Source organism: Nitratireductor sp. PBL-C9 (genome assembly GCF_050877045.1).
In the GTDB taxonomy this organism is placed as follows: domain Bacteria; phylum Pseudomonadota; class Alphaproteobacteria; order Rhizobiales; family Rhizobiaceae; genus Nitratireductor; species Nitratireductor aquimarinus.
The window spans coordinates 172721-199269 of sequence record NZ_JBPAXW010000007.1 but is presented as its reverse complement, the minus strand read 5'-3'; the positions used below and the strand labels follow the sequence as shown (position 1 = coordinate 199269).

Sequence of the window (26549 nt, the reverse complement as noted above, 5' to 3'; positions counted from 1 at the left end):
GGCTTCTGATAGGAAGGCGCGAAATCACACGATCCGACAAAGGCCCGCCCATGCATAGCACCTTGGCGCAACCGAAAGAACCGGCGGAAACCGTTGAAATGGCAACGCCGACCGGCGAGGACACACCACCTTTCATGAAGGGTATGCCGTCTTCGGTGGAGTTCAACAAGCTGCGCAAACGCCTGCTGCGCAACACGCGTCAGGCGATCGAGGATTTCGCCATGGTGAAGCCCGGCGAGCGCTGGCTTGTGGCGCTTTCGGGCGGCAAGGATTCCTACGGGCTTCTGGCGGTGCTTATGGATCTTCAGTGGCGCGGCCTTTTGCCGGTGGAGATTCTCGCCTGCAATCTGGATCAGGGGCAGCCGAACTTTCCAAAGCATATTTTGCCGGATTATCTGGACAGTCTCGGGGTCGCGCACCGGATCGAGTATCAGGACACCTATTCGGTGGTGACCGAGAAACTGCCCGAATCGAGCACCTATTGTTCGCTCTGCTCCCGGCTGCGGCGCGGGCACCTCTACCGGATCGCGCGCGAAGAGGGCTGCTCCTCGCTTGTTCTCGGTCATCACCGGGAAGACATTCTCGAAACCTTCTTCATGAACCTGTTCCACGGCGGCAGGCTGGCGGCGATGCCGCCCAAGCTTTTGAACGATGAAGGTGACGTGATGGTGCTGCGCCCGCTCAGCTATTGTGCGGAAAGCGACATGGCGAAGTTTGCCGACGCCATGAATTTTCCGATCATTCCGTGCGATCTGTGCGGCAGTCAGGACGGGCTGCAGCGCAATGCAATGAAGTCTATGCTGACCGACATCGAAGCCCGCATGCCCGGCCGCAAGGACACGATGATCCGGGCGCTGACCAATGCGCGCCCGTCCCATCTTCTGGATCGCAAACTGTTCGACTTTGCGGGTCTTACACGGGCTGATTGACCGCGTGGAACATGCGTCCGCGCTCGGCGACCAACACCAGAACGATGCCGACTGCCCCGGTTATGAAATAGCCGGTGGCGAGCGGGGCGGTTGAACCGTCGAACATCTGGCCGATGAAGGCGCCGATCAGGCCGCCGCCCAGCGTGGTGAGAAAGCCCTGCGTGGCGGCTGCCGTGCCCGCCACGTGGCCCAGCGGCTCCATGGCGATGGAGTTGAAGTTCGCGCCGACCCAGCCGAACTGGAACATGGCGACCGAGAACAGCAGGAAGAACAGCCAGAACGGCATGAAGCCGATGCTTGCCAGAACGAGCCAGAGCAGGCTGACCGTGGTGAAGCCGACCAGTGCGCCGTGGGAGAGACGGCGCATGCCGATGCGGCCCACGAGGCGCGAATTGGTGAAGGACGAGACGGCCATCAGACCGGCGCCGACGGCAAACAGGATCGGGAACCAGTCCGCCAGATCGAAAGCGTCGGTGTAGATCTGCTGCGCGGAGCTGATGAAGCCGAACAGCGCGCCGAAGACGCTGGTGGTGGCCAGCGTGTAGCAGAGCGAGATGCGGTTCGTCAGAACGATGCCGAACCCCTTCGTGATCGATGAGACGGTGAGGGGGCGGCGATTCTCCGGCGCAAGCGTTTCGGGTAGGCGGAAAGCCGCCCACGTGCCGAAGATGATGGCGAGAACGGCCATCGCCACGAAGATCTCCGACCAGTCGCCGAAGATCATGATGATCTGGCCGATGCTGGGAGCGATCACGGGGATGACCATGAAGACCATCATGACCATGGAGAGGACTTCTGCCATCTGGCGACCGCCAAACACATCGCGGATGACGGAGACGGCGACAACGCGCGTCGCGGCAGCGGCAACGCCCTGCAGGAAGCGCAGGACCAGAATGAAGGCGAAGCTGGGCGAGATGGCCGCAATCAGCGACGTCGCCACGTAAAGCGTGAGACCGAAGAAGAGCGGCGCGCGGCGACCGAAACGGTCTGAAACGGGGCCGAAGAAGAGCTGTCCCGCACCGAGGCCTGCGAGATAGGCGGTCACGATATACTGGCGCGAATTCTCGTCATCGACGCCCAGTTCTGCGCCAATCTGCTGAAGGGCGGGCAGCATGATGTCGATGGCGAGCGCGTTGATGGACATGAGCGCTGCCGTCAGCGCGACGAATTCGACACGACCGAGGGATCTTTGCGGTTTAAGGGCGGTTTCTGAAACGGGTTTCTGCATATATCTCTCCAGCGGTCGTCAATGCGTGCAATCAAATGGCCGGTCGCGCCCCCTCGCAGTAAAAAGGCAGGTGGGCCGGTCAACAGGGGCAGGCGTCCGCGCCGTCAGGGCGCGCGTCTGCAAAAGGTTTCAGCGCGTCCGCCCGAACAGTACCGCCCAGGAGAATCCCCCGAAATATCCATGAGGGTTCTCGCATGGCGAGGCGCGCTTATCTCCTGCGTCAAAACACCAGTTGCCCTGCGGGCGAAAAAGCATGTTCAGACGCGAAAAAATGCGCTGGCGAAAACCAGCGCATTTCCAAAGAGGAGAGCGCCAGCGTGAAAGCAGGCGCGGTCCTGAAAAGCTTTTTAGGCGGCGCCTTTGGCTGCCACGCCTTTTTCGTTCAGGAAAGCCTGAAGCTCGCTGGCCTGGAACATCTCACGAATGATGTCGCAACCGCCAACGAATTCACCCTTCACATAAAGCTGCGGGATGGTCGGCCAGTTGGAATAATCCTTGATGCCCTGACGAAGCTCGTCGGAGGTGAGGACGTTGATGCCTTTGTACTCGACGCCGAGATAGTCGAGGATCTGGACGACCTGACCGGAGAAACCGCACTGCGGAAAGCCGGGCGTGCCCTTCATGAACAGCACAACGTCGCTGCTCTTGACCTCATTATCGATGAATTCGTTGATGCCGCTCATCGCAAGTCCTTTCATGTCCGGGTTCAAGGCCCGGCATTTTCATCATCAAACGTTATGTATTGCACCATTTTCCATGGCGCAACGCCACGCGTCAAACTTTCCGGATGAAATCAGTCCGGAGCGCTGGTCTGCAGGGCGAGTGCATGGAGCGCACCGCCCATATTGCCCTTGAGCGCATTGTAGACCATCTGGTGCTGCTGCACGCGCGACTTGCCACGGAAGCTCTCCGCCACAACCTCTGCGGCGTAATGATCGCCGTCGCCGGCAAGGTCGCGGATGGTGACCTGGGCGTCCGGGATGCCTTCCTTGATGAGGCGCTCGATATCAGAAGCATTCATAGCCATGGGTAGGCGAGTCTCCAAAACAGTCTGTCTTAACGAGATATGGCTGTTCCGGCAGGCAAGGTCAATCGCAGTGAGCCCGCGAAGGCAGCGGCCGAATGTCCGCCCCGGTTTTAAAAACGAGCCGGGGCGGGACAGTGCGATATCAGTCCATGAAGCCCGGGAACCAGGCCTCGTGCGCCGTCTTCAGCACTTCGACGGAGACAGCACCGGCGTCGCCGAGCTCAAGCGTGTCGCCACGGGTCTCGCCAATCTCGAAGGCCGACACACCGGCCTTTTCGGCTGCGGCGAGCACGGCTTCAACATCGCTGGTGGTGACGATGTAGCGGCCCTGATCCTCGCCAAAGAAGGCGGGGATGGCGTCTTCAGGCGCATCGATGGTCGCGCCAATGCCCGAAGCAATGGCCATTTCGGCGAGTGCAACGGCGAGTCCGCCATCGGAACAGTCGTGAACGGCGGAGACCTGACCGGCGCGGATCAGCCCGCGCACCATGTCGCCGGTGCGCTTTTCATGCGCGAGATCGACCGGCGGGGGCGGACCTTCGGCGCGGCCATGAATGTCGCGCAGATAGACGGACTGGCCGAGATGCGTGCCCCAGCCTTCCGGTGCGCCGATGAGGACGATGGCTTCGCCTTCGGCGGCAAAGGCGGCGCGGGCTGCCTTCTGCCAGTCGGGGATGAGGCCAACGCCGGCCATGGTCGGTGTCGGCGGGATCGCTTCGCCCAGCGTCTCGTTGTAGAGCGAGACATTGCCGGAAACGATGGGGAAGCCGAGCGCGGTGCAGGCCTCGCCGATGCCCTTGATGGCATGGACGAGCTGACCCATGATTTCGGGCTTCTCCGGATTGCCGAAGTTCAGATTGTCGGTGGCCGCCAGCGGCTCGGCGCCGGTTGCGGTGATGTTGCGCCAGCACTCGGCAACCGCCTGCTTGCCGCCCTCATAGGGATCGGCCTCGCAATAGCGCGGCGTGACATCGGAGGAGAAGGCAAGCGCCTTTTTGTCCTGTCCGTCGACGCGCACCACGCCGGCGTCGCCGCCGGGAAGATGAAGCGAATTGCCCTGAATCAGCGTGTCATACTGCTCCCAGACCCAGCGGCGGGACGAGAGATCGGGCGAATCGAGCAGCTTGACGAGGCTGTCGGCGATGTCGGCCTCGGGAGCCGGGCCTTCGAGCGGGGCCTGAAGCTTCGGCTCCACCCAGGGGCGGTCATATTCCGGCGCTTCGTCGCCAAGTTCCTTGATGGGAAGATTTGCGACTTCCTCGCCCTGATGGAAGATGCGGAAGCGCAGATCGTCCGTGGTCTTGCCGACGATGGCGAAGTCGAGACCCCATTTGCGGAAGATGGCCTCGGCCTCGTCGCGCTTTTCGGGGCGGAGCACCATGAGCATGCGCTCCTGGCTTTCCGACAGCATCATCTCATAGGCGCTCATGCGCTCTTCGCGCACGGGCACGCAGTCGAGATCGAGCTCGATGCCCAGATCGCCCTTTGCGCCCATCTCGACCGCCGAGCAGGTGAGGCCGGCAGCGCCCATGTCCTGAATGGCGATCACGGCGCCGGTGGCCATCAGCTCAAGGCAGGCTTCGAGCAGGCATTTTTCGGTGAACGGATCGCCGACCTGAACGGTGGGGCGCTTCTCGTCGATGCCTTCGTCGAACTCGGCAGACGCCATGGTCGCGCCGCCGACGCCATCGCGGCCGGTCTTTGCGCCCAGATAGACGACGGGCAGGCCGACGCCTTCGGCCTTGGAATAGAAGATCGCGTTGGTCTCGGCGATGCCGGCTGCAAAGGCATTTACCAGAATGTTACCGTTATAGCGGGCGTCGAAGTTGACTTCGCCGCCGACGGTGGGAACGCCGAAGGAATTGCCGTAGCCGCCAATGCCGGAAACGACGCCGGCAACCAGATGCTTCGTCTTGGGATGATCGGGCGCGCCAAAGCGCAGCGCGTTCATGGCGGCGACGGGGCGTGCGCCCATGGTGAAGACGTCACGCAGGATGCCGCCGACGCCGGTGGCTGCGCCCTGATAGGGCTCGATGAAGGAGGGGTGGTTGTGGCTCTCCATCTTGAAGACCACGCACTGGCCATCGCCAATGTCGACCACGCCGGCATTCTCGCCGGGGCCCTGGATGACCTGCGGCCCCTTTGTGGGGAGCGTGCGCAGCCATTTCTTGGAGCTCTTGTAGGAACAGTGCTCGTTCCACATGGCCGAGAAAATGCCCAGCTCCGTAAAGCTCGGCTCGCGGCCGATCAGCTCCAGGATGCGCTGATACTCATCGGGCTTCAGGCCGTGAGCCGCAATGAGGTCTTCGGTGATCGGGATGTGATTGGGGATGGTCATGGGGTCGGCGTTCCCTGCAAAAGGGTGGCAACGGGTGTCTCGAGGCTGCGTTACAGTATTGCGGCCCGATAATCCACTTCCCAATGCCGGTTTTCATCAGCCGTAATTGTCAAATCCGCTGATCGGGTTGTCCAGAAGGCCTGCGAGCGTGGCAAATCCCCGCCGGATCAGGTCGCGGTTTTGGGGAACGGTGAAGGCGATGCGCACCCGGTGGAGGGGCGCGCCGGAGCGCCCGACGCGGAACTCGTCCTCGTCGTCGATCAGCACGCCTTCCTCGAAGGCCGCCTGTTTGAACGTGCTGGAAAGCCAGGGTTCGGGCAGTTTGAGCCAGAGAAACGGCGCGCGGGGATGGCTGGTGAACTCGGCCCCGGCGAACGCTTCGGCTGCAATGGCGTGACGTGCGGCGATCTCTTCAAGCACCTGATTGCGCAGGGTTTGCGCCTCGCCGGACAGGACGAGCTGCGCCGCCAGTTCGCCCAGCAGGAACGGCATGCCACCGGTGATCATCTTGTGGGCGGTGAGAATGCGGGAGGCATAGGCGGGCGGGCTCGCCACCCAGCCGCCGCGAACGCCGGCGGCCACGGATTTGGAAAGGCCGCCCACATGAAAGGTGCGCTCCGGCGCAAGCGAGGCGAAGAGAGGCGGGGTTTCCTCAAGCAGCGCGCCATAGATGTTGTCCTCGATCAGCCAGACATTGTGAAGCCGGGCGATATCCACAATTGCGCGCCGGCGCGCCTCGGGCATGGTGGCGAGTGTGGGATTGTGGAGCGAGGCCACCAGAAACACCATGCGGGGATGCTGCTGGGCGCAGACGCGTTCGAAATCCTCCGGGATCATGCCGTCTTCATCGATGGCGATGGGAAGCGGGCGGCGGCCGATGACCGTGGCGCTGCGCGCGACATGGGAATAGGTGAGTTCTTCAAAGGCGATGCGGTCGCCCGGCGTGGTCATCGCGGCGATGGTGGCGAGAATGCCGGCATGGCCGCCAAGCGTGGGGACAATGCCTTCGGGCGGCGGGCTCCAGCCCTCGCGCGCCAGCCACTGGCGGCCTGCGTCAAACCAGTGAGCGGGCAGGCTGCGCGTGTAGCTGGCGATGCTGTGCGGGTGCTCGCAAACGATGCGCGTGGTGATGCGCTCAAGCGCCGCGGCCTGGCCGATATCGGGGGCAGCGGAGGAATCCATGCGCGTCTTGCCGGACGCAACCACCATGTCGCGCGTGCCGCCGAACGCCTGTGCGGCAGAGGGGCCGGTGCGCGGCGTGCCGACGCGTTCGAGCACATAGGTGCCGCGACCGACTTCGCCGGAAACGAGCCCGCGCTGACGCAGGAGTGCATAGGCGCGGCTGACCGTGCCGATGGTCACGCCGATGTCGTAGGCGAGATTGCGCTGGGGCGGCAGCTTGGTTCCGGACGCAAGACGTCCGCTCTCAATGTCCCGCTCGATCTGGTCTGCGAGGCGCACATAGAGCGGGCCGGTGCCGCGCGCGAGGTTTGGAAGCCAATTTGTCATGGTGACAATTGTGTATATTGCACCTGTTTTTAAGTCAATGCATAGGTTCAATCGTTCAAATGAAGACGAATTGAGGGTATTGCAATGGGTGCAAGTAAGACAATGCGTGGTGCATGCAGTCCCGCTGCGCCGCGTCTGAAGGACGAGCGCGCGGGGTTCAGCCTCGCTTATGTGATGGGAAAGCTTGCGGCATGGCTGAGCAAGCGCCGCAGCAGGCTGGATCTTCTGGAGCTGACCGACGAGCAGTTGTGCGACATTGGCGTGTCGCGCAGTGAGGCGCGGCGTGAAGGGCTGCGCCCCTTCTGGGATTAGAGCGTTTCCGGTGAAAACAGGATCACCGGAAACGCTCTGTCTTTATGATTTGACGCAATTGCGAACGCAAAACCGGTCTCCACTTTTGCTGGAATTGCTCTAGCTGCCGCCGCCCGTTTCGCGGGTGGCGCTGCCTTCGGTTGTGAGGCGGTCTGCGAGGATCGCGAGGCGGCCAAGAAAGGCGAAGAGCAGGAGAATGGCGGCGGATGTGACGAGAACGCTCGGCCAGCCGTTCAGCGCGACATCGAGAAACGGGTAGGGCACCTCGCCGGTGATCTGTGCGCGGGCGAGCACGTAGACCATGTAGGCGAACGGATAGGCGAGCCAGAGCGGAACGTGCCGCCAGCCGAGACTTCCATCCGTGCCGGCCGAAAGCCACCAGGCGAGGTAGATCGCGGGCGCGACGTAGTGGAGCACGATGTCACAGACGAGGAACAGGCCTTCCGGCTCCCAGAGCGCTGAAAGCAGTAGCCAGTAGATGGTGCCGACCACGGTGATCGCAACGGCGATGCCGGCGCGCACCCATGCCTGCGTGAAAAAGCCCTGTCGACCAAACAGGGCCGCCCCATGAACCAGCACGGCCAGTATGTTGGTCAGAATGGTGAAGAAGGAAAAATAGAAGACAATCGAGCCCGCAAGGCCGCGCCCGGCTTCCATGGCGTCGGGGATGGTCAGGCCGAACTGAAGGATGAGCGCGAACAGACCTATGGTCAGGCCTGCGACGTTCAATAATCTGGCCATGCAATCCCCCCAGGATCGCCGTGCGTCCGTCTGGATGCACAAAGGACGATCTAAACCAGTGATGGAGCATCGGAATAGCCGGAATTCACATTTCGGCCCGATGCTCTTGAGTTCCCAGGGAGATGCAATAAAGCCCGGAATCTAAATTCCAGGTTTAAATTTAAAGCGATTGAAACCGCAAAATCAGCACGAAGAGCCGCCGCTGGACCAGCGCATGATGTCGGTGTTTATGCGTGCGCCGGTGCGTGTGGAGGCCAGAGGGCCATAGGTGCTGATCGTCGCTGGCGACCCTGACGCTTCGATGACAAGCAGCGGGAGACCCTGCTGCTTGTTGCTGCGCACGATCAGAAGGCGTGGCCGCCCGACGCGCGTGTCGAGTTCGGGAACCATGCGCAGATCGCGGAAGCGGCGGTCACCGGAGCGTATCCAGCATTTGAGGCCTGCGCTGTTGATGGTCTGAAGCGCCTTTACCGCGCTCGATTCCTCGACTTCGAGGGTGAGCGGCCCGCCCGCCGGCTCTGTCTGGCAGGCGGCGAGGGAAAATGTCAGCGCTGCAAGGGCTGCGCCGGCGGCAAGCCGGGAGCGTAATTGAAAATGTGAACCGGCGTGACCGGCGCGGCCCATCAGGCGGCCTTTCCAAGCACGCCGGCGAAGAGCGCGCGACCGTCATCGCCGCCATGGGCGGCTTCGATCAGGTTTTCGGGGTGAGGCATCATGCCAAGCACATTGCCGCTGTCGCTAACAATGCCGGCAATGTCATTCACCGAGCCGTTGGGATTGGTGCCCTCGGCGTAACGGAAAGCAACCTGGCCTTCGCCCTCGATCCGCTTCAGCGTCTCGGCGTCCGCGAAATAGTTGCCGTCGTGGTGGGCAACCGGGCAGCGGATGATCTGGCCCTGCTGATAACCACGCGTGAAGGGCGTGTTGGCGTTGGTGACTTCAAGCTTCACCTCGCGGCACACGAATTTCAGCGAGGCGTTGCGCATCAGCGCGCCGGGCAGGAGGCCCATTTCGAGCAGAACCTGGAAACCGTTGCAGACGCCCATGACGAGAACGCCCTTGCGGGCCTTTTCGGCCACGGCCTGCATCACCGGCATGCGGGCGGCGATTGCGCCACAGCGCAGATAGTCGCCATAGGAGAAGCCGCCGGGAATGACCACCAGGTCGACATCGGGAAGCTCGGTCTCCGTCTGCCAGACAGTGATCGGCGCTTTTCCGGAAATCTTGGTAAGCGCGGCGATCATGTCGCGGTCGCGATTGAGGCCGGGAAGCTGGATGATGGCTGATTTCATGGGTTCTGATCGTTCGGGCTGGGATCGTACGGTTTCTGAGGGCCTTCGGCCAATTCGCGGAGCTCGAGGCGGGGTTCTATGCGTTCAAGGCGGTCGTCATGGCGTCCGAGCATACCGTAGATATTGTGGGTGTCCTGCTGGATCGCAATCATATGCCCCCGGATGGAGATCAGCTCCTGACGGATCTCCGATTGTCCGGCTTCAAGTTTGTCCAGGCGACCCTGCATGCTTTTGAGAACCTCATAAAGCAGCTCATTGGTGACGTCGCCCATGACAGTCTTTCTCCACAACCTCAGGTAACGGAGACAGTGTAGTCCTCAATCACGGTATTCGCCAGAAGCTTTTCGCACATGGCGTTGAGGTCGCTCTCGGCCCTGGCCCTGTCGGAGCCCTCGAGCTCCAGGTCGAAGACCTTGCCCTGACGCACCGAACCGACGCCGGAGAAACCGAGCGCGCCGAGCGCGCCTTCAATGGCTTTTCCCTGCGGGTCCAGAACGCCGTTCTTCAACGTCACGGTGACGCGCGCCTTGATCACGGTAGTGCTCCCTGATTTCCCGACGCGCCCTAGTGGCGCGTCTTGTTGTCTTTGGAGGATACGAGGACGGGACCGCCACCGCGCGGCGGTTCGTTCTCGTTCATGATGCCGAGACGGCGTGCGACTTCCTGATAGGCCTCGACCAGCCCGCCCATGTCGCGGCGGAAACGGTCCTTGTCCATCTTGTCCTGCGTGGTGGTGTCCCACAGGCGGCAGGAATCAGGCGAAATCTCATCCGCCACGATGACGCGCATCATGTCGTTTTCCCAAAGGCGGCCGCACTCCATCTTGAAATCGACGAGCTGGATGCCGACGCCAAGGAAGAGGCCGGTCAGGAAGTCGTTGACGCGGATGGCGAGCGCCATCATGTCGTCGATCTCCTGCGGGCTTGCCCAGCCGAACGCGGTGATGTGCTCTTCGGAGACCATCGGGTCGTCCAGCGCATCCGCCTTGTAGTAGAATTCGATGATCGAGCGGGGCAGCACGGTGCCTTCCTCGATGCCCAGACGCTTGGCGAGCGAGCCGGCGGCAACATTGCGCACCACGATCTCGAGCGGAATGATCTCCACTTCCTTGATCAGCTGCTCACGCATGTTGAGGCGTCGAATGAAGTGGGTCGGGATGCCGATCCGGTTCAGATGCTCGAAAATGTATTCCGAGATCCGGTTGTTGAGCACGCCCTTGCCATCGACAATCTCATGCTTCTTCTTGTTGAAGGCGGTGGCGTCGTCCTTGAAGAACTGAATCAAGGTGCCGGGCTCCGGGCCTTCATAAAGAATCTTGGCCTTGCCCTCATAAATGCGGCGACGACGGTTCATGGCTTTTCCTGGTCCGTTGCCTTGACAGGGAAACTTCGCGCGGAAGTTCCGCAACGCGGCAGTTTCAAAGATGCATCGTTTCACGGGGTCTCTAGCGCAAACCCGTCCATACCACAATTGCCATTTCTCAAAGCCAACCGGTTTATGGCCGCAGCCAAAGGGCAAATGCGCCCATAGAGCGTATTGACCCGGAGCGGGGGTTCTGGTTTTTGCTTGCCAACCCAGTTGTATCCGCATCGTTCGCGATGCCCGAGCCGGAGGACATTCAGTATGGCCAGCATGAAAGACCGCGAAGACGCTTTTGAGAACAAGTTCGTCCACGACGAAACCCAGAAGTTCAAGGCGATGGCGCGTCGCAACAAGCTTCTGGGCCTGTGGGCCGCAGAAAAGCTTGGCAAAAGCGGCGACGAGGCCGAGGCCTATGCGCGCGAAGTGATGAACTCGGACTTCGAGGAAGCCGGTGACGAGGACGTGTTCCGCAAGGTGCGCAAGGACTTCGACGCCGCCAATGTCGAGCAGTCCGATCACCAGATTCGCCGCACCATGGAAGAGCTGCTCTCCACGGCGCTCGAGCAGATCAAGAACGGCGAGTAAGCGTCTTGGCGTCCTTGTCGCTGGCAGCACGCCTCAGGGCGGGGGAGAGCGTTTTCTCCGCCTGGTCGCTGATTCCCGATTCGCAGACCGTCGAACTGGTTGCCGGACTGGATTTCGGCGCCGTCACGCTCGACATGCAGCATGGCGGTCATCACGAGGACAGCGTGCTGCGCGGCGTGGGCGCCGTTCGGCTGAAGGGAAAGCACCCGGTGGTGCGCATTCCCGTCGGCCGTTTTGACATGGCGAGCCGCGCGCTGGACATGGGAGCGGAAACCGTGATCGCGCCCATGGTCAACTCGGTAGAGGATGCGCGCGCCTTTGCCGCCGCCATGAAATATCCGCCCGTCGGGCTGCGTTCATGGGGACCAAGCTTCGCCATGCCGCGCGCCGGGGCCTCCGATGCGCAGAGCTGGCTGGCGAACGAGAACGCCAACACGGTCGCCTTCGCGATGATCGAAACGCGGCAGGCGCTGGCGGCACTTGATGACATTCTCGCCGTGGACGGGATCGACGGTGTTCTGGTCGGTCCTTCGGACTTCTCCATTGCGTGGTCGAATGGCGCGACAATGGATCCGGCGCTTGAAGACATGATGCCGGCAATCGCCTCCATCGCGCAAAAGGCGCGCGCGGCGGGCAAACATGCGGCCATCTATGTGGTCGATCCGCTGCTTGTCGGCCGTTTCCATGCAATGGGATACCGGTTTTTCGCGCTCGGGTCCGAGGGCGCTTACATGACCGATGGTGCACCGGCCATGCTTGCGGCTGCGCGCGGTTCGATCAAGGGCTGATCCGGCCACAGCCGGTCTGGCAAATGATTGAGGGCGGTTCTTCGTTTTTCAGGAACGATGAGCCGCCCTTTGCTTTTCAGGCGCACCGGCAGAAGACGCGGTCTGCAGACAGGCTGTTCAGAGCTGCTGCAGGAATTTGGCGAAGGTCATGGAGCCTTCCGGCCAGGGGCCGAAGCCCGATTCGGCATTGATGTGCCCGGCGTCGCCCGCATCCATAAACAGCGAACCCCACGCGGCTGCAATGTCTTCAGCCACTTCGTAAGAGCAGAAGTGATCGTTGCGGCTGGCGATGGTGATCGACGGAAAGGGCAGCGGATCGCGCGGGTACGGCCCGAAGGTCATCAGGTGTTTGGGCCTGATCTTGCTGTTTGCGACATCGGGCGGGGCGACGAAGAACGCGCCCGCAACCGGCTTCCTGAACTCGGGAATGGCCTGAACGGCGGTGGCGACGCCCAGCGAATGGGCGACCAGCACAACGGGCTTTTCCGCTTCGTTGACGGCCGTCACCACATTGGCGATCCAGTCCTCGCGAACCGGCTTCGACCAGGCTTCCTGTTCGACGCGACGCGCCGTCGACAGCCGCGACTGCCAGCGCGTCTGCCAGTGATCGGGCCCGGAATTGGTGTAACCGGGAATGATGAGAATATCGGCGTCTGAAGCTTTCATGGCCGGGCATGTAGCCATCGTGTCGGAGGCATGCAAGCGCTGGGATGATCTGCGGCGCGAATTGCGCGCGTTTTCGAACGATTTTTGAAGATTGTATTTTATTTGGTGAACAGCGTGTTCGCCGGGCAGGTGCTTGTGCGGAGGGGGATGGCGCGCCAGTTTCAGGGGGACATGAGGCGGCCCGCCAAAGGGGCTGGCTGCCGCTTCGCAGGAGATAAAGCGATGAGTGGGTTTCCCTTTGCCGCAACCACGCCGGTCAGCATTGGCCGTGTCGGCCTGAAAGCGCGCGACGCGCAGAAGCTGGCGGCGTTCTATTCGGATATTCTGGGCCTTCAGGAGATGGACGGCGACAATGGCGCGATTGCGCTGGGTGTCGGTGGTCGTACGCTTCTGGAGATTGCCGAGGACCGGTCTGCCGAGCCGGACGATCCGCGCGAGGCCGGTCTCTTTCACACGGCGTTCCTGTTGCCGGAGCGGGCCGATCTGGCGCGCTGGTCGCTCTTTGCCCGCGACCGCAACATGCGGCTTGAGGGCGCGTCGGACCATCTGGTCAGCGAGGCGGTCTATCTGTCCGATCCGGAAGGGAACGGCATCGAGATCTATGCCGACCGTGCGCCCGAAAGCTGGACCAAAACCGCGGACGGGATCGCCATGGCGACCGAGCGTCTCGATTTCGGCAGCCTGCTTTCCACGGTTCCCGATGGCGATGCGGGCTGGCAGGGCGCGCCGGAGAACATGGTGATCGGCCATGTGCATCTGCGCGTCGGCGATCCGGTGACGGCGGAAGCCTGGTGGCATGAGGCGCAGGGCTTCGACACGATGACGCGCTATGGATCGCAGGCGGTGTTTCTGGCGACGGGCGGTTACCACCACCATATCGGCGCAAACAGCTGGCGCAGCGCCGGGGCGGGCAAACGCAACCCGAACCGCACGGGGCTCTCCTGGCTTGAACTGAAGAGCAGGAATGCGACGGCGGAGACCGAGTTCGCCGATCCGTGGGGCACGGTCGTGCGGGTCGCACCGTCGAACTGATGCGTCAGGTTCCGCGAACCCACAATGCGGCGGGATTTTCATACGCCGCGTCAGCCCCTCATCCCCCTGCGGGGACCTTCTCCCTGCTGGCGGGGAGAAGGAAGCCGTCATTCGGCCAGAGCGTTTCCGCTTCTTGTGGAATTGCTCCAGCCAACAAAGAAAAACGCCGGCGCATCGGGTGATGCGCCGGCGTTTTCACGTTTCAGGGCGTCAAGATCAGCTTTCGCCGAAAACGCGCTCGAAGATCGTGTCCACATGCTTGGTGTGGTAGCCGAGGTCGAACTTGTCGCGGATGACCTCTTCGGAGAGGGCGGCGCGCACCTCGTCGTCACCGAGCAGTTCGGTGAGGAAGTCGGCGCCCTGTTCCCACACCTTCATGGCGTTGCGCTGCACGAGGCGGTAGGCGTCCTCGCGGGACACGCCAGCCTGGGTGAGGGCAAGCAGAACGCGCTGCGAGTGAACGAGGCCGCGGAAGCGGTCCATGTTCTTCTGCATGGCGTCGGGGTAGACGACCAGCTTTTCCATCATGCCGGTGAGGCGGGCGAGCGCGAAGTCGAGCGTGACGGTCGCGTCGGGGCCGATCATGCGCTCGACGGAGGAGTGCGAAATGTCGCGCTCGTGCCAGAGCGCCACGTTTTCCATGGCGGGCGTCGCATAGGCGCGAACCATGCGGGCAAGACCGGTCAGGTTTTCCGACAGGACCGGGTTGCGCTTGTGCGGCATGGCCGACGAGCCCTTCTGGCCCGGCGAGAAATACTCTTCGGCTTCCAGAACCTCGGTGCGCTGCAGGTGACGCACCTCGACCGAGAGCCGCTCGATGGAGGAGGCGATCACGGCGAGCGTGGCGAAATACATGGCGTGGCGGTCGCGCGGGATGACCTGCGTGGAGACGGGCTCCGGCTTCAGGCCCATCTTCTCGGCCACATGCTCCTCGACGCTCGGGTCGATGTTGGCGAAGGTGCCGACAGCGCCGGAAATGGCGCAGGTGGCGATTTCTTCGCGCGCATTGACGAGGCGCTGGCGGCAGCGCTCGAACTCGGCATAGGCCTGGGCGAGCTTGACGCCGAACGTGGTCGGCTCGGCATGGATGCCATGGCTGCGGCCGATGGTGACGGTGTCCTTGTGCTCGAAGGCGCGCTTCTTGAGGGCGGCGAGCAGCTTGTCGAGGTCGTCAAGCAGGATGTCGGTGGCGCGCACGAGCTGGACGCTGAGGCAGGTGTCGAGCACGTCGGAAGAGGTCATGCCCTGATGCACGAAGCGGGCTTCGGGGCCGACAATCTCTGCCAGATGCGTCAGGAAGGCGATGACGTCGTGCTTCGTTTCGCGCTCGATCTCGTCGATGCGGTCAATGTCGAACGTGGCTTCGCCGGCCTTGTCCCAGATGGTCTTCGCGGCGTCCTTGGGCACGATGCCGAGCTCGGCCATCGCGTCTGCGGCATGCGCCTCGATTTCGAACCAGATACGGAACTTGGTCTCAGGCGACCAGATTGCGGCCATTTCAGGCCGCGAATAGCGCGGGATCATGCGTGCCTTGCCTTCCATAGGTGTGAGGTTGGCGCTTCACTAGCAGAGGTGCGCGTTTTGCTCAACGCGGCTTGACGGCATAGGCGAGCGAGAGCGCGAAAAGTGCGGCCAATCCCCAGGGAAAATAGACGCGCAGGCCGAGAACGGCGAACTGGTATAGTGCGCCGGCTATCGTGAAGGCGAACTCAAACGCCCATCGAAGCGACAGGATCGGGCCGTGCCACTGGGCGTAATAGGCGCGGTATTCGAGCGCGTAGAGGGCGGCGGTGATGCACAGGGTGCACAGCGCGAAGGCGAGGAAGGCTGCGGCAAAGCGCTGTTCGGGCCGGCCATGGCGCGCGATGAGCGCCTGAAGCGTGTGGCCGAGCGGAAAGGCGAGCACGCCGCCCAGCGCGAAGATTACGGTGAGGGCGGTTACGCGCGGCGCGGTCTGCCATTCGAGCTGCCAGAAGAAGGCGAAGGCGTTGAGCCCCATCAGCGCGCCCCAGAGGAGCGCGCCCAGAAGAGCCGTGGCGGGGGCGGGCAGTGCGCGCCTGATGGCGGCGAGAGCCGGTCTCATGAGATCCCGATGCTTTCACCGCCCCCGGACATGACAGGTCAGTGCTGGCCGGTGACGGCGATGAAACGGTGGTCCGGCCCTTCAAAGCCGATACCGCGCACGGCGATCATGACGGCGAAGACCGGCGAGCCGCCCTGAGGGTAGAAGGTCTGGACGCCGGCGATGCGGTAGCCGAGCGGGCAGCCGCGGCTTTTCGGAATGGAATTGTCCTCATGCACGAGCGTGGTTTCCGCACCCGGTTCGGTGGCGATGCGGGTGAGGCGGAAACCTGCCGCTTCACCGAAGCCATAGCATTCCGCGCCATCGGGCATGGGCAGTTCGGCGAGGCGGAAATCAAGGGTGCCGTCGATCGACGGGAAGACCGGGCGCGGATTGACCTCGATGCGATAGGGATCGGCCGAAATTTCCGTGACCGCGTTCCAGCCGGCGGTGAAACCGGGATTTTCGGCGAGCACTGCGTCGCTGATGACGGACTGGGACTGGCTTTTGGCCTGTGCGCGGGCGTCGGTGAGGCTTGCGCCATCCTGATCGATGCGCACACGGACCGGTGTGCCGGGCAGGAAACTGTCATTGGCGGTGTTGATGTAATAGCGGTTTGCGTAGGGAAAGCCGGAACCGTCCTGAATGCCATACTCCTCAAAGGCGAAGGTGGAGCCATCGGCGGAAAAGCCGAGAATGTTGACGGAGGCGGTGTCGCCCGCCTGCGCCATGGTGCAGGTGGCGGCGAGGGCGATGGCGCAAAACCCTGAATGAAGAGATTTCATGCTGAAAATCCTTTTAAACTGAAACTAGTCACGCCTGCTGGTGGCTTTGAGCTCTTCCCAAACCGGGAATATATCACGACTGGTCTTTTTTGCGGCAAAGACGCCGCGTGCGATGGCGCGGGCCATGGTTGCGGTGGCTGCGGCGTTCAGGTCGATCACGCCTTCCATGTCGAGGACCGTGTCGTTGCGGCCCGTTGCAAGGCCGAACACGAGATCGCCGTCGACCGGCGTGTGGGTCGGCCAGATGGCGCGGGCAAAACCGTCATGGGCGGCGATGGCGAGGCGCTTGGCAGCTGCCTTGTCGAGCTTTGCGTCGGTGGCGATGACGGCGATGGTGGTGTTGCCGCGCGCGGTGGCGCGCAGCTTGGTCAACACTTTCGACGCGTCGTCGGGCATCGGGTGAGGCAGGCCGAGACCGCCGAACTCGTCACCGATCTCGAAGGGCGCTGCCCAGAAATGCGGCGTGCCGCCGACGGTGACGGAGCCCACGGCATTGACGGCGACGAGCGCGCCGACGGTGATGCCGTTTTCAAGCACGGTCGAGGCCGAACCGAGCCCGCCCTTGAGCGCGGCGGTGGTTGCGCCTGCGCCTGCGCCGACGCTGCCGATCTCGAACTCCTGCGAGGCGGCCATGGCGGCCTCGAAGCCGAAATCGCGATAGGGGGAGAAGCGGCCCCAGTTCTTGTCGCCGCCATTGGGCAGGTCGAACAGGATAGCCCCCGGCACAATCGGCACACGGAAACCGAGGATCTCGAACCCGCGATCCATCTCGCGCAAAGCCGCCTGCACGCCGGCTGCGGCGTCGATGCCGAAGGCCGAGCCGCCCGACAGCGAGATGGCGTCGACGCCATCGACCAGATTGTGCGGCTCCAGAGCGTCCGTTTCGCAGGTGCCCGGCGCGCCGCCCAGCACCTGAACGCCGGCGGCGGCAGGCTCATCGCACAGAATGGCGGTAACGCCGGATTTGACGGTCTCGTCCGTGTGGTTTCCCACAGTGATGCCCGCCACATCGGTGAGCAGATTACGCGGGCCGGTGCGCCACATCATTCAACCTCCTGGAATGTCTGGTCTTCGAAGCGGAAGAGGCGATAGAAACCCTGGTTCAGATCGCCTTTGGCGTCGAAGGAAAGAGAGCCGAGCGCGGTGCCGAACGTGCCGGAAGAAAGGGCGTCGAAGACCGATCCTGCTTCCGCGTCCGCCTGACGGGCGGCGGCAATGGCAAGTTCCGTTGCGGCATAGCCCGGAATGACATAGCCGTCCGGCACGATGCCGGCGACTTCAAGCGTCTGCCTGACGTCATCCGAGACGATGTCCGCCCAGTGCGGCTGGCCGACCATGAGCGTGCCTGTGGCAAGGGGGACGCTGCTGTTTTCCGCGCGCAGCGCCTCGCCACCGGCAATGGTGAGCTCGTAATCCATGCCGCGCGCATCGCGCGCCAGAATGGCGATGTCGCTGCGGTCGCCGCCGACGAAGACATGGGTGGCTCCGGCGCGGCGCAGGCGCCCGGCGAGGCCGATCTGGTTGTCGAGCTGGGGGCGGAACGTGTCGATGAAGACGGGGTTCAGTTCCTGAAGCTCGGCGGCGGCGCGCATGTTTTCGGCCAGTTCACGCCCGTAGATCGTGCCGTCATCGACGATGGCGAAGAAATTCTCGCGCCAGCGCGGAACGAGAATGTCGGCCACGGCGTCGCGTTCTGCGTCGGCGCGGGGCGCGGTGCGGAAAACAGGCCAGCCGGTGCGCTCGCGCTGGTCGGTGAGCGTGGCGGTGCGCACGCCGGGCGTTACGACGGGAATGCCGGCCTCGGCAAAGAGCGGCAGCGCGGCCTCGATGGCGTCGGTGCACAGGAAGCCGACCACGATGGCGACATTCTGCGCGATCAGCGCGCGGGCTGCCGCCTCGCCACCTTCGGTGGTGCAGCGTGTGTCAGCCTCGATGGCGGTGGCGCCGCCGGCTTCAGCGGCAAGGCGGGCACCGTCGCGCAACTGATTGCCAAGAATGGAGAAATTGCCGCTGAGTGGCGCGGCGATGCCAATGGAGGTTTCCTGCGCATGCGCGGAAGGCGCGGTCAACGCGGCAAAACTGGAGACGAGAAGGCAAGCGAGGCAACGCATATCTGGAGATCAATCACCCATTTCACGGTCACGCACTAGCATGAGAATCAGGCCGCCCGCATCCGAAGTTAACCGCAAAGCTGCGGAACTGGTAAATAACTGTGCCATAAAGTGCTTCCGTCGATGGAGACTTTCTGGCGCAGTCCTTTTTCCTTTTTTGGACTGTCGGGCGATGGTGCGCCTTGGTAAGGCTCTGCAGCAATCCTATATCGCACATGTGAGTTGAAAAGAGTTGACTGTGCTGAAGACCAACGAGATCGAACCGCGTCATTATCGCGATGCCATGGCCCGCTTTGCAGGGGCCGTTCATGTGGTCACGACCGACGGGCCGGCTGGCCTGCGCGGCGTGACGGCGATTGCGGCGTGTTCCGTCTCGGACGATCCGCCGACGGTGTTGGTGTGCCTCAACCGCGAAAACCCGCACAATGAGGCCTTCGTGAAGAATGGCATCTTCGCGCTCAACACGCTGACGGCGGACCATCAGGCGCTTTCCAACGCCTTTTCCGGCCTGACGGGGCTTTCGCCCGAAGAGCGTTTTGCGCTGACCGAGTGGGAGACCATCGCCACGGGCGCGCCGACGCTGCCGGATGCGCTGGCCGTGTTTGACTGCCATGTGGTGCAGACCGTGGAAATCGGCACGCACCGGGTCTATTTCGGCCGCGTGGCCGGCCTGAGCATCGGCGACAAAAGCAATCCGCTCCTCTACCATGAGCGGGGCTACCGGGTATTGTAGCCTCTCGACCCGGGAGTATTTCGGGAAACCCGGGGAGCCCTTTGGGAAGCAATGGGGGAATGATGTCCGAAACGACAGCCCGCGGCCTGCCGCAATCTATCGACGAGACGCTTACGCTTCTGACGGAAGGCGGCTATGTGGCCGACCGGGCGCTGGCGACCGTGCTGTTTCTGAGCCTGACCATGCAGCGCCCGCTGTTTCTGGAAGGCGAGGCAGGTGTCGGCAAGACGGAGATTGCCAAGGTTCTGGCGGCGGGGCTCGGGCGCAGGCTGATCCGGCTGCAATGCTATGAAGGGCTTGATGTTTCGTCTGCCGTCTATGAGTGGAACTATGCCGCGCAGATGATCGAGATCCGCATGGCCGAGGCTGCGGGCATTCACGACCGCTCCGAGATGGAGAGCGGCGTCTTTTCCGAAAAATATCTGATCCGCCGCCCGGTGCTGGAAGCGCTGGAAAGCGGCATTGACGGGCCGCCGATCTTCCTGATCGATGAACTCGACCGGGCGGATGAGGCCTTCGAAGCCTATCTTCTGGAAGTGCTCTCCGACTATCAGGTGAGCGTGCCGGAGCTGGGAACGATCAAGGCGGATGAACCGCCCATCGTCGTGATCACCACCAACCGGACCCGCGAAATCCACGATGCGCTGAAGCGGCGCTGCCTTTATCACTGGGTCGATTACCCGGATGCGCAGCGCGAGCTGGAAATTCTCGCCCGCAAGGTGCCGAACGCCAACGCCACGCTGGCGAAACAGGTGGTGACATTCGTGCAGAAACTGCGCGAGCTCGATCTCTTCAAAGCGCCGGGCGTGGCCGAAACCATCGACTGGGCAACGGCGCTGACGGCGCTGGGCAAGGACAGCCTCGATGCGGATGCGGTGTCGGACACGATGGGCGTGTTGCTGAAATACCAGGACGACATTGCGCGGCTGGAAGACGGCGAGGGCGCGCGCGTTCTCGAAGAGGTCAAGGCCAGCTGACATGCCGGCTGCTCCAGACGCGGACAAACGAGCACCGGAACGCGAAGAGGGCGCGCGGCTGGCCGACAGGATCGTCGGCTTTGCCCGCATGCTCCGGCGCGCGGGGCTGCGCGTGGGACCGGCCGCCGTTATGGACGCCATTCAGGCGGTGGTGACGGTCGGCGTCGAGCGGCGCGACGACTTTTACTGGACGCTGCACGCCACCCTGATTTCCAGACATGAGGATCATGCGCTGTTCGATGCGGCGTTCCGGCTCTACTGGGCGCGGCGCGACGAGCGCGATGAAGGGCGGACCGAAGACGAGGGCGACGAGGCGGAAGTGCTGCGCGAGAAGAAACGCGCCGGCGACCGCCGCGCCGAGGATGCGCTGGACGAGGAGCGCCGCGCGATCATCAAGAAGCGGCCGGAGTTTGAACTGGACGCACGGCTTTCCTTCACGGCGATGGAGGTTCTGCGCCAGAAGGATTTCGCGCAGATGTCGGCTGAGGAAGTGGCCGAGGCCCGCCGCGCCATGCGCGATCTCGTTCTGCCGTTCGACCGGGTGGCGACGCGCCGGTTCAGGCCGGACCCGCATGGGGCGCGGATCGATCCGCATGCGATGCTGCGGGCGAGCCTGCGCACCGGCGGAGACCTGATCCTGCCGAAATTCCGCTCGCCGCGCCAGATCGCGCCGCCGCTGGTGGCGCTGGTCGATATCTCCGGTTCGATGAGCCAGTATTCGCGGGTTTTCCTGCATTTTCTGCATGCACTGACGGAAAAGCGGCGGCGGGTCTTCAGCTTCACCTTCGGCACACGGCTGACCAACATCACGCGCCCGCTCAGCCGGCGTGACCCCGACGAGGCGCTGGAAGAAGCGTCTGAAGCGGTGCGCGACTGGTCCGGCGGCACGCGGATCGGCACGGCGCTTGGCGATTTCAACCGGCTGTGGTCGCGCCGGGTTCTGGGACAGGGCGCAATCGTGCTCCTGATCACCGACGGGCTGGAGCGCGATCATATCGAGGTTCTGTCGCGGGAGATGGAGCGGCTTTCGAAATCATGCCGCCGGCTGATCTGGCTTAACCCGCTGCTCGGTTTCGAGGGGTTCGAGCCACGCGCACGCGGCATGCGGGCGATGCTGCCTCATGTGGACGAGCTGCGGCCGGTGCACAATCTCGATGCGCTTGGCGATCTGTGCGCCGCGCTGACGGATGCGCCCGCACAGGGCGGGGACTTGGCACGGCACTTTCAGCGTGCCCATATGAAGGGCGGGAGAAACGCCAATGTCTGAGCTGAAACAATCCGATGAGACACGCGATCCGCTGATGATCGCCGAGGACTGGATGCAGGCAGGCCGCGATGTGGCGATTGCCACGGTGGTGGAGACCTGGGGGTCTGCACCGCGCCCGGTGGGAAGCCATCTGGTGATCGATGCGGATGGCAATTTCGAGGGCTCGGTGTCGGGCGGCTGCGTAGAGGGCGCGGTGGTGGCGGAGGCCGCCGATGTGCTGACCGAGGGCAGGCCGCGCATGCTGGAATTCGGCGTCGCCGACGAGACGGCCTGGGAAGTGGGCCTGTCATGCGGCGGGCGCATCAGGGTTTATGTGGAGAGGCTCGGCTAGTGGATCCGCTGTCGCTGAAGAAACTGAACGCGCTGCGGCGCGAACGCAGGGCCGCGATCCTGCTCACCGATCTGGAAGACGGGCGCGACCGGGTGATCCGCGAGGGCGACACGGTGGCCGGTGCGCTTGGCGAGGCGGTGGCGCGCGCCTTCCGCTCCGGCAAGTCCGGTGTGGTGGAGATCGACGGGCGCACTTTCTTTTTGAACGTGCACCTGCCCGAACCGCGCCTCGTGGTGATCGGGGCGGTGCATATCAGCCAGGCGCTGGCGCCGATGGCGAAGATTGCGGGTTTCGATCTGACGATCATCGATCCGCGCACGGCGTTTGCCACGCCGGAGCGTTTTCCCGGAGTTGCGCTGCATGCCGAATGGCCTGACGAGGCGCTGGCGCGCCAGCCGCTCGACGCCTACACGGCGCTTGCCGCGCTGACGCATGATCCGAAGATCGATGATCCCGCGCTGCGGGCGGCGTTTGAAGCGGAATGCTTCTATATCGGCGCGCTGGGCAGCCGGAAGACCCACGCAAAGCGCATCGACCGGCTGACGGAGGCTGGCGTTTCGCCGGCAGCGCTTGAGCGGATCGATGCGCCCATCGGGCTCGACATTGGGGCGGCGACGCCGGCGGAGATCGCGGTTGCCGTGCTGGGCGCGGTGATTGCGGCGTTGCGCTCGCGCGGGCCGGGGGACAGGAGCGTATCGGCGTGAAGTTCGGACCGCTATCCATTGACGAGGCCGAAGGGGCGGTGCTGGCGCATGCCACGATGGCCGGCAAGACGCGGCTGCGCAAGGCGCACCGGCTTGGCGCTGCCGACATCGCGCTTTTGAGGGCGGAAGGCGTCAGGACGGTGATCGCGGCGCGGCTGGAGCCTGGCGATCTGGACGAGGATCAGGCGGCAGAGCGCCTTGCGGCAACGCTTGCGGTGGAGGGAATTTCTGCGCGCGCGCCCACGACCGGGCGGGTCAATCTGCATGCGCAGAAGGCGGGGCTCTTTATTGTGGACCGGCAGGCGGTCGATGCGGTGAACGCCGTCGATCCGGCGATCACCATGGCCACACTGCCCGATTACAGCGCGGTGAGCGAAGGACAGATGGTGGCGACGGTGAAGATCATCCCGTTTGCCGTTTCCGCCGCGCAGGTGGACAGGGCGGCTTCTGCCGCGCACGGGCCGGTGTTTTCGTTGCGGCCCTTCAGGGCCATGCGCGTCGGCGTGGTGCAGACCGCGCTGCCGAGCCTGAAGGACAGCGTGCTCGACAAGACGGCGCGCATCACGGTGGAGCGGTTGCAGCGCTCCGGCAGTCATGTGACGCGCGAACTGCGGCCTGCCCATGAGCCGGATGCGGTGGCGCGCGCCGTTACGGCGCTCAAGGATGAGAGTGACATGCTGCTCGTCTTTGGCGCTTCGGCCGTGTGCGACGCCGACGACGTGATCCCCGCCGCCATCCGCAAGGCGGGTGGAACGGTGGAGCGGGTCGGCATGCCGGTCGATCCGGGCAATCTGCTGGTGCTGGGGGCCATCGACGGGCGGCCGGTGATCGGCGCGCCGGGATGTGCGCGCAGCCCCAAAACGAATGGCTTCGACTGGGTGCTCGACCGGCTGATGGCGGGGCTCGACCTTTCCTCGGCGGACATTGCCGGGATGGGCGTTGGCGGGCTATTGGCCGAAATTCCGACCCGGCCGCAGCCGCGTGAAGGCAGGATTGCGGAGCGTGCACCCTCTGTCTGGGGCGTGCTTCTGGCGGCGGGACAGTCGCGGCGCATGGGTGAGCACAACAAGCTTATGGCGTCGTTCGACGGCGTGCCGCTGGTGCGGCGCATGGGAGCGGCGCTGGCGCAAAGCCGTGTCGACGGGGCTGTCGCCGTGCTCGGGCATGAGGCGGAGCGCGTGCAGGGCGCGCTGGACGGGCTTGGCATGGCGGTGGCGGTCAATGATGCTTATGCGGAAGGACTGTCGACCTCACTGAAAGCCGGCATTGCGGCGCTGCCGGAGGAGGCGGCGGGCGCGCTGGTGATGCTGGCCGACATGCCGGAAATCAGCACTGCGGATCTCGACCGTCTGGTGGAGGCGTTTGTGAAGGCGGGCGGCAATGCAGTGGTCAGGGCGACGCATAACGGCAAGCGGGGCAATCCGGTGATCCTGCCGCGCGCGCTGTTTGCCGAAGTGGCGCGGCTTGAGGGCGACACCGGCGCGCGGCATGTGGTGGAGCAGGAGCTGGTCGGCATTGTCGATGTGGAGACGGGCGCTGCCGCACATCTGGATGTGGACACGCCGGAGGCGCTGGAAAAGGCTGGCGGCGTGTTGAATCGATGAGTGCGATGTCTCTTGCAAGAATCTGTATTCGCTTGGCTTTTGCCGGATTTATGGTGGCGGCCTCTGGCAGCGGCGCACAGGCGCTGGAACTTGCCTCGCAAAAGGACCGGCTGTTTGCCTATCCGGCGGTTCTGTCATCGAGCGATGGCGGTGCTTACCGGGTGGTCGACTATCGGGAGATGCGGGACATCAACGGGCGCGACGCGGTGCCGGAGCGCCGCGTGGACGGGCGCTACATCTCCACCGGTGTACGGCGGGCGCAGCAGGATCTGGCGCTGCAGACCAATGCGGGCACGGTGCGCCATGTCGCGGTCGGCAAGACCGAGGGTGCGAGCGCCATCGTGCTTTATCTGCATGGTCAGGGCGGCAACCGTCGGCAGGGGGTGGACGACTTCACCTTCGGGGGCAATTTCAACCGCATCAAGAACCTTATGGCAAAGAGCGGCGGGCTCTACCTGTCGCCCGATTTCTCGGATTTCGAGGCGCGGGGCGCTCAGGAAATCGCGGCGCTGATCGCGTATTATGCGGAACGTTCACCCGGCGCGCGGGTGTTCGTGGCCTGTGGTTCGATGGGCGGCGCGCTGTGCTGGCGGCTGGCGCAGGACCGGGTAACAGCCGACCGGCTGGGCGGGCTTTTGCTGCTCGGTTCGATGTGGAACGATGCGTTTCTGCAAAGCCCGGCCTTTGCTGAACGGGTGCCGGTGTTCTTCGGGCATGGCAGCGAAGACCGGGTTTTCCCGGTTGGAAATCAGGAAGCGTTTTTCAGGAAAATCCGTTCGTCGGCAAAGGGTTACCCGGCGCGCTTCGTGCGTTTTGAGAGCGGGACGCACGGCACGCCGATCCGTATGAGCGACTGGCGCGAGACCCTGAACTGGATGCTCGCGCAGCCGTGATGCGTGAGGCCCTGGCTTACGGGCCGGTGTGATAGTCGAGGATCGTGACCGGGTTCTGCTCGCCGTCATAGGACGCATCCACATCGTAGCGCACCAGAGTGAACGCGCCCTCGCGGAAGATCCATGTACCGGCAGAGAAGGCGTCTCCGACGCCGCGCCACTTGTTGTAGCTGGTAAGTGTCTGCGTTCCCGGATCATAGTCCGAGTTCACCAGCGTGCTCTCGGCGGTGTAGCCGACGATGCGGATGTCTTCGACCTTGCCGTCGCTGTCGCCATTCTCGTACTGAACGCTGGTTTCCGGCATGGCGAACTGGACCGGCGACACGCCGCCCTGCGGGCTGGCCAGAATATAGGCGTGGATCTCGTTATAGGCGCCGGTGCCGCAATAGAAGCGGAAGAGCCGGGCTTCATGCTTGGGCGTGTCCAGGGTCTCGTAGGAATAGTTGAAGGGGATGGTGTAGCTGTCCACCAGATCGAAATTTTCCGGCGGTGGCGGGCAGGTTTCGGCGTAGACCGCAGCAAACATCGCCTTGGCCTCGGCCAGAACCCTGTCGGTCTCGTCGGGGGGACCATCGCCGCAGCTTGCCGGCAGAACATCCGTCAACTCGCCGCTTGCGGGCTTGAGCGATGCCTTCTCGATGTGGAGCGGGTTGTAGGGCGTGCCCTGGATTGTCGGGTTGGAGAGGCGAAGCGTGTAGCAACCGGCGAAAACCTGCTCCTTGCCGTCATTGTCGGTGGCGCGGATGGCGACGGGAAGCGAATAGATGATGCTGCCGGCTGCGCCTTCGGAGCTGACCGCGCCGGTGGCGAGCTCGACATTGGCGGTGTTGGCGTAGCCTTCCTGATAGGCATCGAGGCTCTTTGCCGGGGGCGTCGAGAAATAGTCGTAGGCGCGCGCATATTCCTTGCGGTTGACCGCGTTGTAGAGCGAGCGCAGCAGCGTTTCAGGGCTAGAACGGTCGTCCAGATAGGCGTCCTGCTGCTGGGCAAAGGCCGGAGCCTGAAGCGCGGCAAGGATTGCGGCGGTCGTTAGAACGGGTCTCATCATGGCCTCCTCGGCTTTGAAACTGGCGGGAGAGTAACGCGGCGTGCGTCGATTCGGACAGATGTTACTGTTCCAAGATTGCCCGGATTGTGTCCGGGGCGATGGGGAGGCAGCTGCGTCGCGCAGCTCTCGCGCAGGGTGCGTTGCGCCGCTCGTTCAAATAGTGTGTTTTCGCTGGGGGATTTCTTAACCGCAGCCGGCTAAGGCTGAAGCTGGCAGGCTTTGCGC

At 63.6% G+C, this 26549-nt stretch carries 30 protein-coding genes; 12 read left to right on the top strand and 18 right to left on the bottom strand.

Annotation, left to right across the window (positions count from 1 at the left end; translation table 11 throughout):
• The first annotated feature begins 98 nt into the window (after positions 1-98).
• Positions 99-929, top strand: a complete 831-nt coding sequence (ttcA, locus tag ACRTG1_RS16060) for a tRNA 2-thiocytidine(32) synthetase TtcA (protein WP_222473946.1) — start codon at positions 99-101, stop codon at positions 927-929.
• Here the strand turns inward: ttcA and ACRTG1_RS16055 are convergent.
• From ACRTG1_RS16055 to ACRTG1_RS16035, 5 genes are all read right to left on the bottom strand, one after another.
• Positions 913-2157, bottom strand: a complete 1245-nt coding sequence (locus ACRTG1_RS16055; protein WP_113155011.1) for a multidrug effflux MFS transporter — start codon at positions 2155-2157, stop codon at positions 913-915. The two genes, ttcA and ACRTG1_RS16055, sit on opposite strands and share 17 nt — an antisense overlap.
• Before the next feature lie 347 nt (positions 2158-2504).
• Positions 2505-2840, bottom strand: a complete 336-nt coding sequence (grxD, locus tag ACRTG1_RS16050; protein ID WP_113156272.1) for a Grx4 family monothiol glutaredoxin — start codon at positions 2838-2840, stop codon at positions 2505-2507.
• 110 nt (positions 2841-2950) lie between these two features.
• Positions 2951-3184 carry a BolA family protein gene (locus ACRTG1_RS16045; protein WP_113155012.1) on the bottom strand — a complete coding sequence of 78 codons (234 nt, stop codon included), beginning with the start codon at positions 3182-3184 and terminating at the stop codon, positions 2951-2953.
• A gap of 142 nt (positions 3185-3326) precedes the next feature.
• Positions 3327-5522 (bottom strand): phosphoribosylformylglycinamidine synthase subunit PurL, encoded by a 2196-nt coding sequence (purL, locus tag ACRTG1_RS16040; protein WP_297560927.1) that lies wholly within the window; start codon positions 5520-5522, stop codon positions 3327-3329.
• Between the two features lie 96 nt (positions 5523-5618).
• Positions 5619-7031, bottom strand: a complete 1413-nt coding sequence (locus tag ACRTG1_RS16035) for a PLP-dependent aminotransferase family protein (protein ID WP_420506592.1) — start codon at positions 7029-7031, stop codon at positions 5619-5621.
• 84 nt (positions 7032-7115) lie between these two features.
• Here ACRTG1_RS16035 and ACRTG1_RS16030 point away from each other — a divergent pair, with 84 nt between their 5' ends.
• Entirely contained in the window at positions 7116-7343 is a 228-nt protein-coding gene (locus ACRTG1_RS16030; protein ID WP_432516567.1) for a DUF1127 domain-containing protein, read from the top strand.
• 99 nt (positions 7344-7442) lie between these two features.
• Here the strand turns inward: ACRTG1_RS16030 and ACRTG1_RS16025 are convergent, their stop codons facing one another.
• From ACRTG1_RS16025 to purC, 6 genes are all read right to left on the bottom strand, one after another.
• Positions 7443-8084 (bottom strand): Pr6Pr family membrane protein, encoded by a 642-nt coding sequence (locus ACRTG1_RS16025; protein ID WP_432516566.1) that lies wholly within the window; start codon positions 8082-8084, stop codon positions 7443-7445.
• A 183-nt stretch (positions 8085-8267) separates the two neighbouring features.
• On the bottom strand, positions 8268-8708 hold the full coding sequence (locus ACRTG1_RS16020) for a hypothetical protein (RefSeq protein WP_206545452.1): 441 nt from the start codon (positions 8706-8708) through the stop codon (positions 8268-8270).
• Positions 8708-9376: a phosphoribosylformylglycinamidine synthase subunit PurQ gene (purQ, locus tag ACRTG1_RS16015; RefSeq protein ID WP_113155018.1), complete on the bottom strand. Its 669-nt coding sequence runs from the start codon at positions 9374-9376 to the stop codon at positions 8708-8710. Before purQ ends, ACRTG1_RS16020 begins: the two co-directional genes overlap by 1 nt.
• The gene (locus ACRTG1_RS16010) at positions 9373-9648 is read right to left on the bottom strand and encodes a hypothetical protein (RefSeq protein ID WP_206547686.1); all 276 of its coding nucleotides are present in this window, start codon (positions 9646-9648) and stop codon (positions 9373-9375) included. Before ACRTG1_RS16010 ends, purQ begins: the two co-directional genes overlap by 4 nt.
• A 20-nt stretch (positions 9649-9668) precedes the next feature.
• Positions 9669-9911 carry a phosphoribosylformylglycinamidine synthase subunit PurS gene (purS, locus tag ACRTG1_RS16005; protein WP_206545450.1) on the bottom strand — a complete coding sequence of 81 codons (243 nt, stop codon included), beginning with the start codon at positions 9909-9911 and terminating at the stop codon, positions 9669-9671.
• A gap of 29 nt (positions 9912-9940) precedes the next feature.
• Positions 9941-10729 carry a phosphoribosylaminoimidazolesuccinocarboxamide synthase gene (purC, locus tag ACRTG1_RS16000; protein ID WP_113155021.1) on the bottom strand — a complete coding sequence of 263 codons (789 nt, stop codon included), beginning with the start codon at positions 10727-10729 and terminating at the stop codon, positions 9941-9943.
• Positions 10730-10999: 270 nt separating this feature from the next.
• Here purC and ACRTG1_RS15995 point away from each other — a divergent pair, with 270 nt between their 5' ends.
• Both ACRTG1_RS15995 and ACRTG1_RS15990 read left to right on the top strand, forming a co-directional pair.
• The gene (locus tag ACRTG1_RS15995) at positions 11000-11323 is read left to right on the top strand and encodes a DUF1476 domain-containing protein (RefSeq protein WP_113155022.1); all 324 of its coding nucleotides are present in this window, start codon (positions 11000-11002) and stop codon (positions 11321-11323) included.
• Between the two features lie 14 nt (positions 11324-11337).
• Positions 11338-12111 carry an HpcH/HpaI aldolase family protein gene (locus ACRTG1_RS15990; RefSeq protein WP_113155023.1) on the top strand — a complete coding sequence of 258 codons (774 nt, stop codon included), beginning with the start codon at positions 11338-11340 and terminating at the stop codon, positions 12109-12111.
• Positions 12112-12228: 117 nt separating this feature from the next.
• Here the strand turns inward: ACRTG1_RS15990 and ACRTG1_RS15985 are convergent, their stop codons facing one another.
• The gene (locus ACRTG1_RS15985; protein WP_113155024.1) at positions 12229-12777 is read right to left on the bottom strand and encodes an RBBP9/YdeN family alpha/beta hydrolase; all 549 of its coding nucleotides are present in this window, start codon (positions 12775-12777) and stop codon (positions 12229-12231) included.
• A 222-nt stretch (positions 12778-12999) separates the two neighbouring features.
• On the opposite strand from ACRTG1_RS15985, the gene ACRTG1_RS15980 reads away from it, so the two are divergent.
• Complete coding sequence (locus tag ACRTG1_RS15980) at positions 13000-13809, top strand: VOC family protein (RefSeq protein WP_297560907.1); 810 nt, start codon at positions 13000-13002, stop codon at positions 13807-13809.
• A 216-nt stretch (positions 13810-14025) separates the two neighbouring features.
• On the opposite strand, the gene purB is transcribed toward ACRTG1_RS15980, so the two are convergent.
• From purB to ACRTG1_RS15955, 5 genes are all read right to left on the bottom strand, one after another.
• Positions 14026-15333, bottom strand: a complete 1308-nt coding sequence (purB, locus tag ACRTG1_RS15975; protein ID WP_113156273.1) for an adenylosuccinate lyase — start codon at positions 15331-15333, stop codon at positions 14026-14028.
• Positions 15334-15394: 61 nt separating this feature from the next.
• Complete coding sequence (locus tag ACRTG1_RS15970) at positions 15395-15892, bottom strand: hypothetical protein (protein ID WP_432516565.1); 498 nt, start codon at positions 15890-15892, stop codon at positions 15395-15397.
• Positions 15893-15930: 38 nt separating this feature from the next.
• Positions 15931-16656 carry a DUF2259 domain-containing protein gene (locus ACRTG1_RS15965; protein WP_432516564.1) on the bottom strand — a complete coding sequence of 242 codons (726 nt, stop codon included), beginning with the start codon at positions 16654-16656 and terminating at the stop codon, positions 15931-15933.
• Positions 16657-16680: 24 nt separating this feature from the next.
• On the bottom strand, positions 16681-17700 hold the full coding sequence (locus tag ACRTG1_RS15960; RefSeq protein ID WP_432516643.1) for a P1 family peptidase: 1020 nt from the start codon (positions 17698-17700) through the stop codon (positions 16681-16683).
• On the bottom strand, positions 17700-18767 hold the full coding sequence (locus ACRTG1_RS15955; protein WP_432516563.1) for a branched-chain amino acid ABC transporter substrate-binding protein: 1068 nt from the start codon (positions 18765-18767) through the stop codon (positions 17700-17702). Before ACRTG1_RS15955 ends, ACRTG1_RS15960 begins: the two co-directional genes overlap by 1 nt.
• A 238-nt stretch (positions 18768-19005) precedes the next feature.
• Between ACRTG1_RS15955 and ACRTG1_RS15950 the strand changes: the two genes are divergently transcribed.
• The 7 genes from ACRTG1_RS15950 (at position 19006) to ACRTG1_RS15920 (ending at position 25276) form a co-directional block, all read left to right on the top strand.
• Positions 19006-19500 carry a flavin reductase gene (locus ACRTG1_RS15950; RefSeq protein ID WP_206545444.1) on the top strand — a complete coding sequence of 165 codons (495 nt, stop codon included), beginning with the start codon at positions 19006-19008 and terminating at the stop codon, positions 19498-19500.
• Between the two features lie 62 nt (positions 19501-19562).
• Entirely contained in the window at positions 19563-20477 is a 915-nt protein-coding gene (locus ACRTG1_RS15945) for an AAA family ATPase (RefSeq protein ID WP_113156275.1), read from the top strand.
• Position 20478: 1 nt separating this feature from the next.
• Positions 20479-21744 (top strand): vWA domain-containing protein, encoded by a 1266-nt coding sequence (locus tag ACRTG1_RS15940; protein WP_432516562.1) that lies wholly within the window; start codon positions 20479-20481, stop codon positions 21742-21744.
• A complete protein-coding gene (locus ACRTG1_RS15935; RefSeq protein ID WP_113155031.1) occupies positions 21737-22075 on the top strand; it encodes an XdhC family protein in 339 nt (112 codons plus the stop codon). The genes ACRTG1_RS15940 and ACRTG1_RS15935 overlap by 8 nt, the downstream gene beginning before the upstream one ends.
• Positions 22075-22779, top strand: a complete 705-nt coding sequence (locus ACRTG1_RS15930) for an XdhC family protein (protein ID WP_206545441.1) — start codon at positions 22075-22077, stop codon at positions 22777-22779. The genes ACRTG1_RS15935 and ACRTG1_RS15930 overlap by 1 nt, the downstream gene beginning before the upstream one ends.
• Entirely contained in the window at positions 22776-24383 is a 1608-nt protein-coding gene (locus ACRTG1_RS15925; RefSeq protein WP_432516561.1) for an NTP transferase domain-containing protein, read from the top strand. Before ACRTG1_RS15930 ends, ACRTG1_RS15925 begins: the two co-directional genes overlap by 4 nt.
• 50 nt (positions 24384-24433) lie before the next feature.
• Positions 24434-25276 carry an alpha/beta hydrolase gene (locus ACRTG1_RS15920; RefSeq protein WP_432516641.1) on the top strand — a complete coding sequence of 281 codons (843 nt, stop codon included), beginning with the start codon at positions 24434-24436 and terminating at the stop codon, positions 25274-25276.
• Positions 25277-25292: 16 nt separating this feature from the next.
• On the opposite strand, the gene ACRTG1_RS15915 is transcribed toward ACRTG1_RS15920, so the two are convergent.
• On the bottom strand, positions 25293-26321 hold the full coding sequence (locus tag ACRTG1_RS15915; RefSeq protein ID WP_206545514.1) for a DUF1176 domain-containing protein: 1029 nt from the start codon (positions 26319-26321) through the stop codon (positions 25293-25295).
• Between the last annotated feature and the right edge of the window lie 228 nt (positions 26322-26549).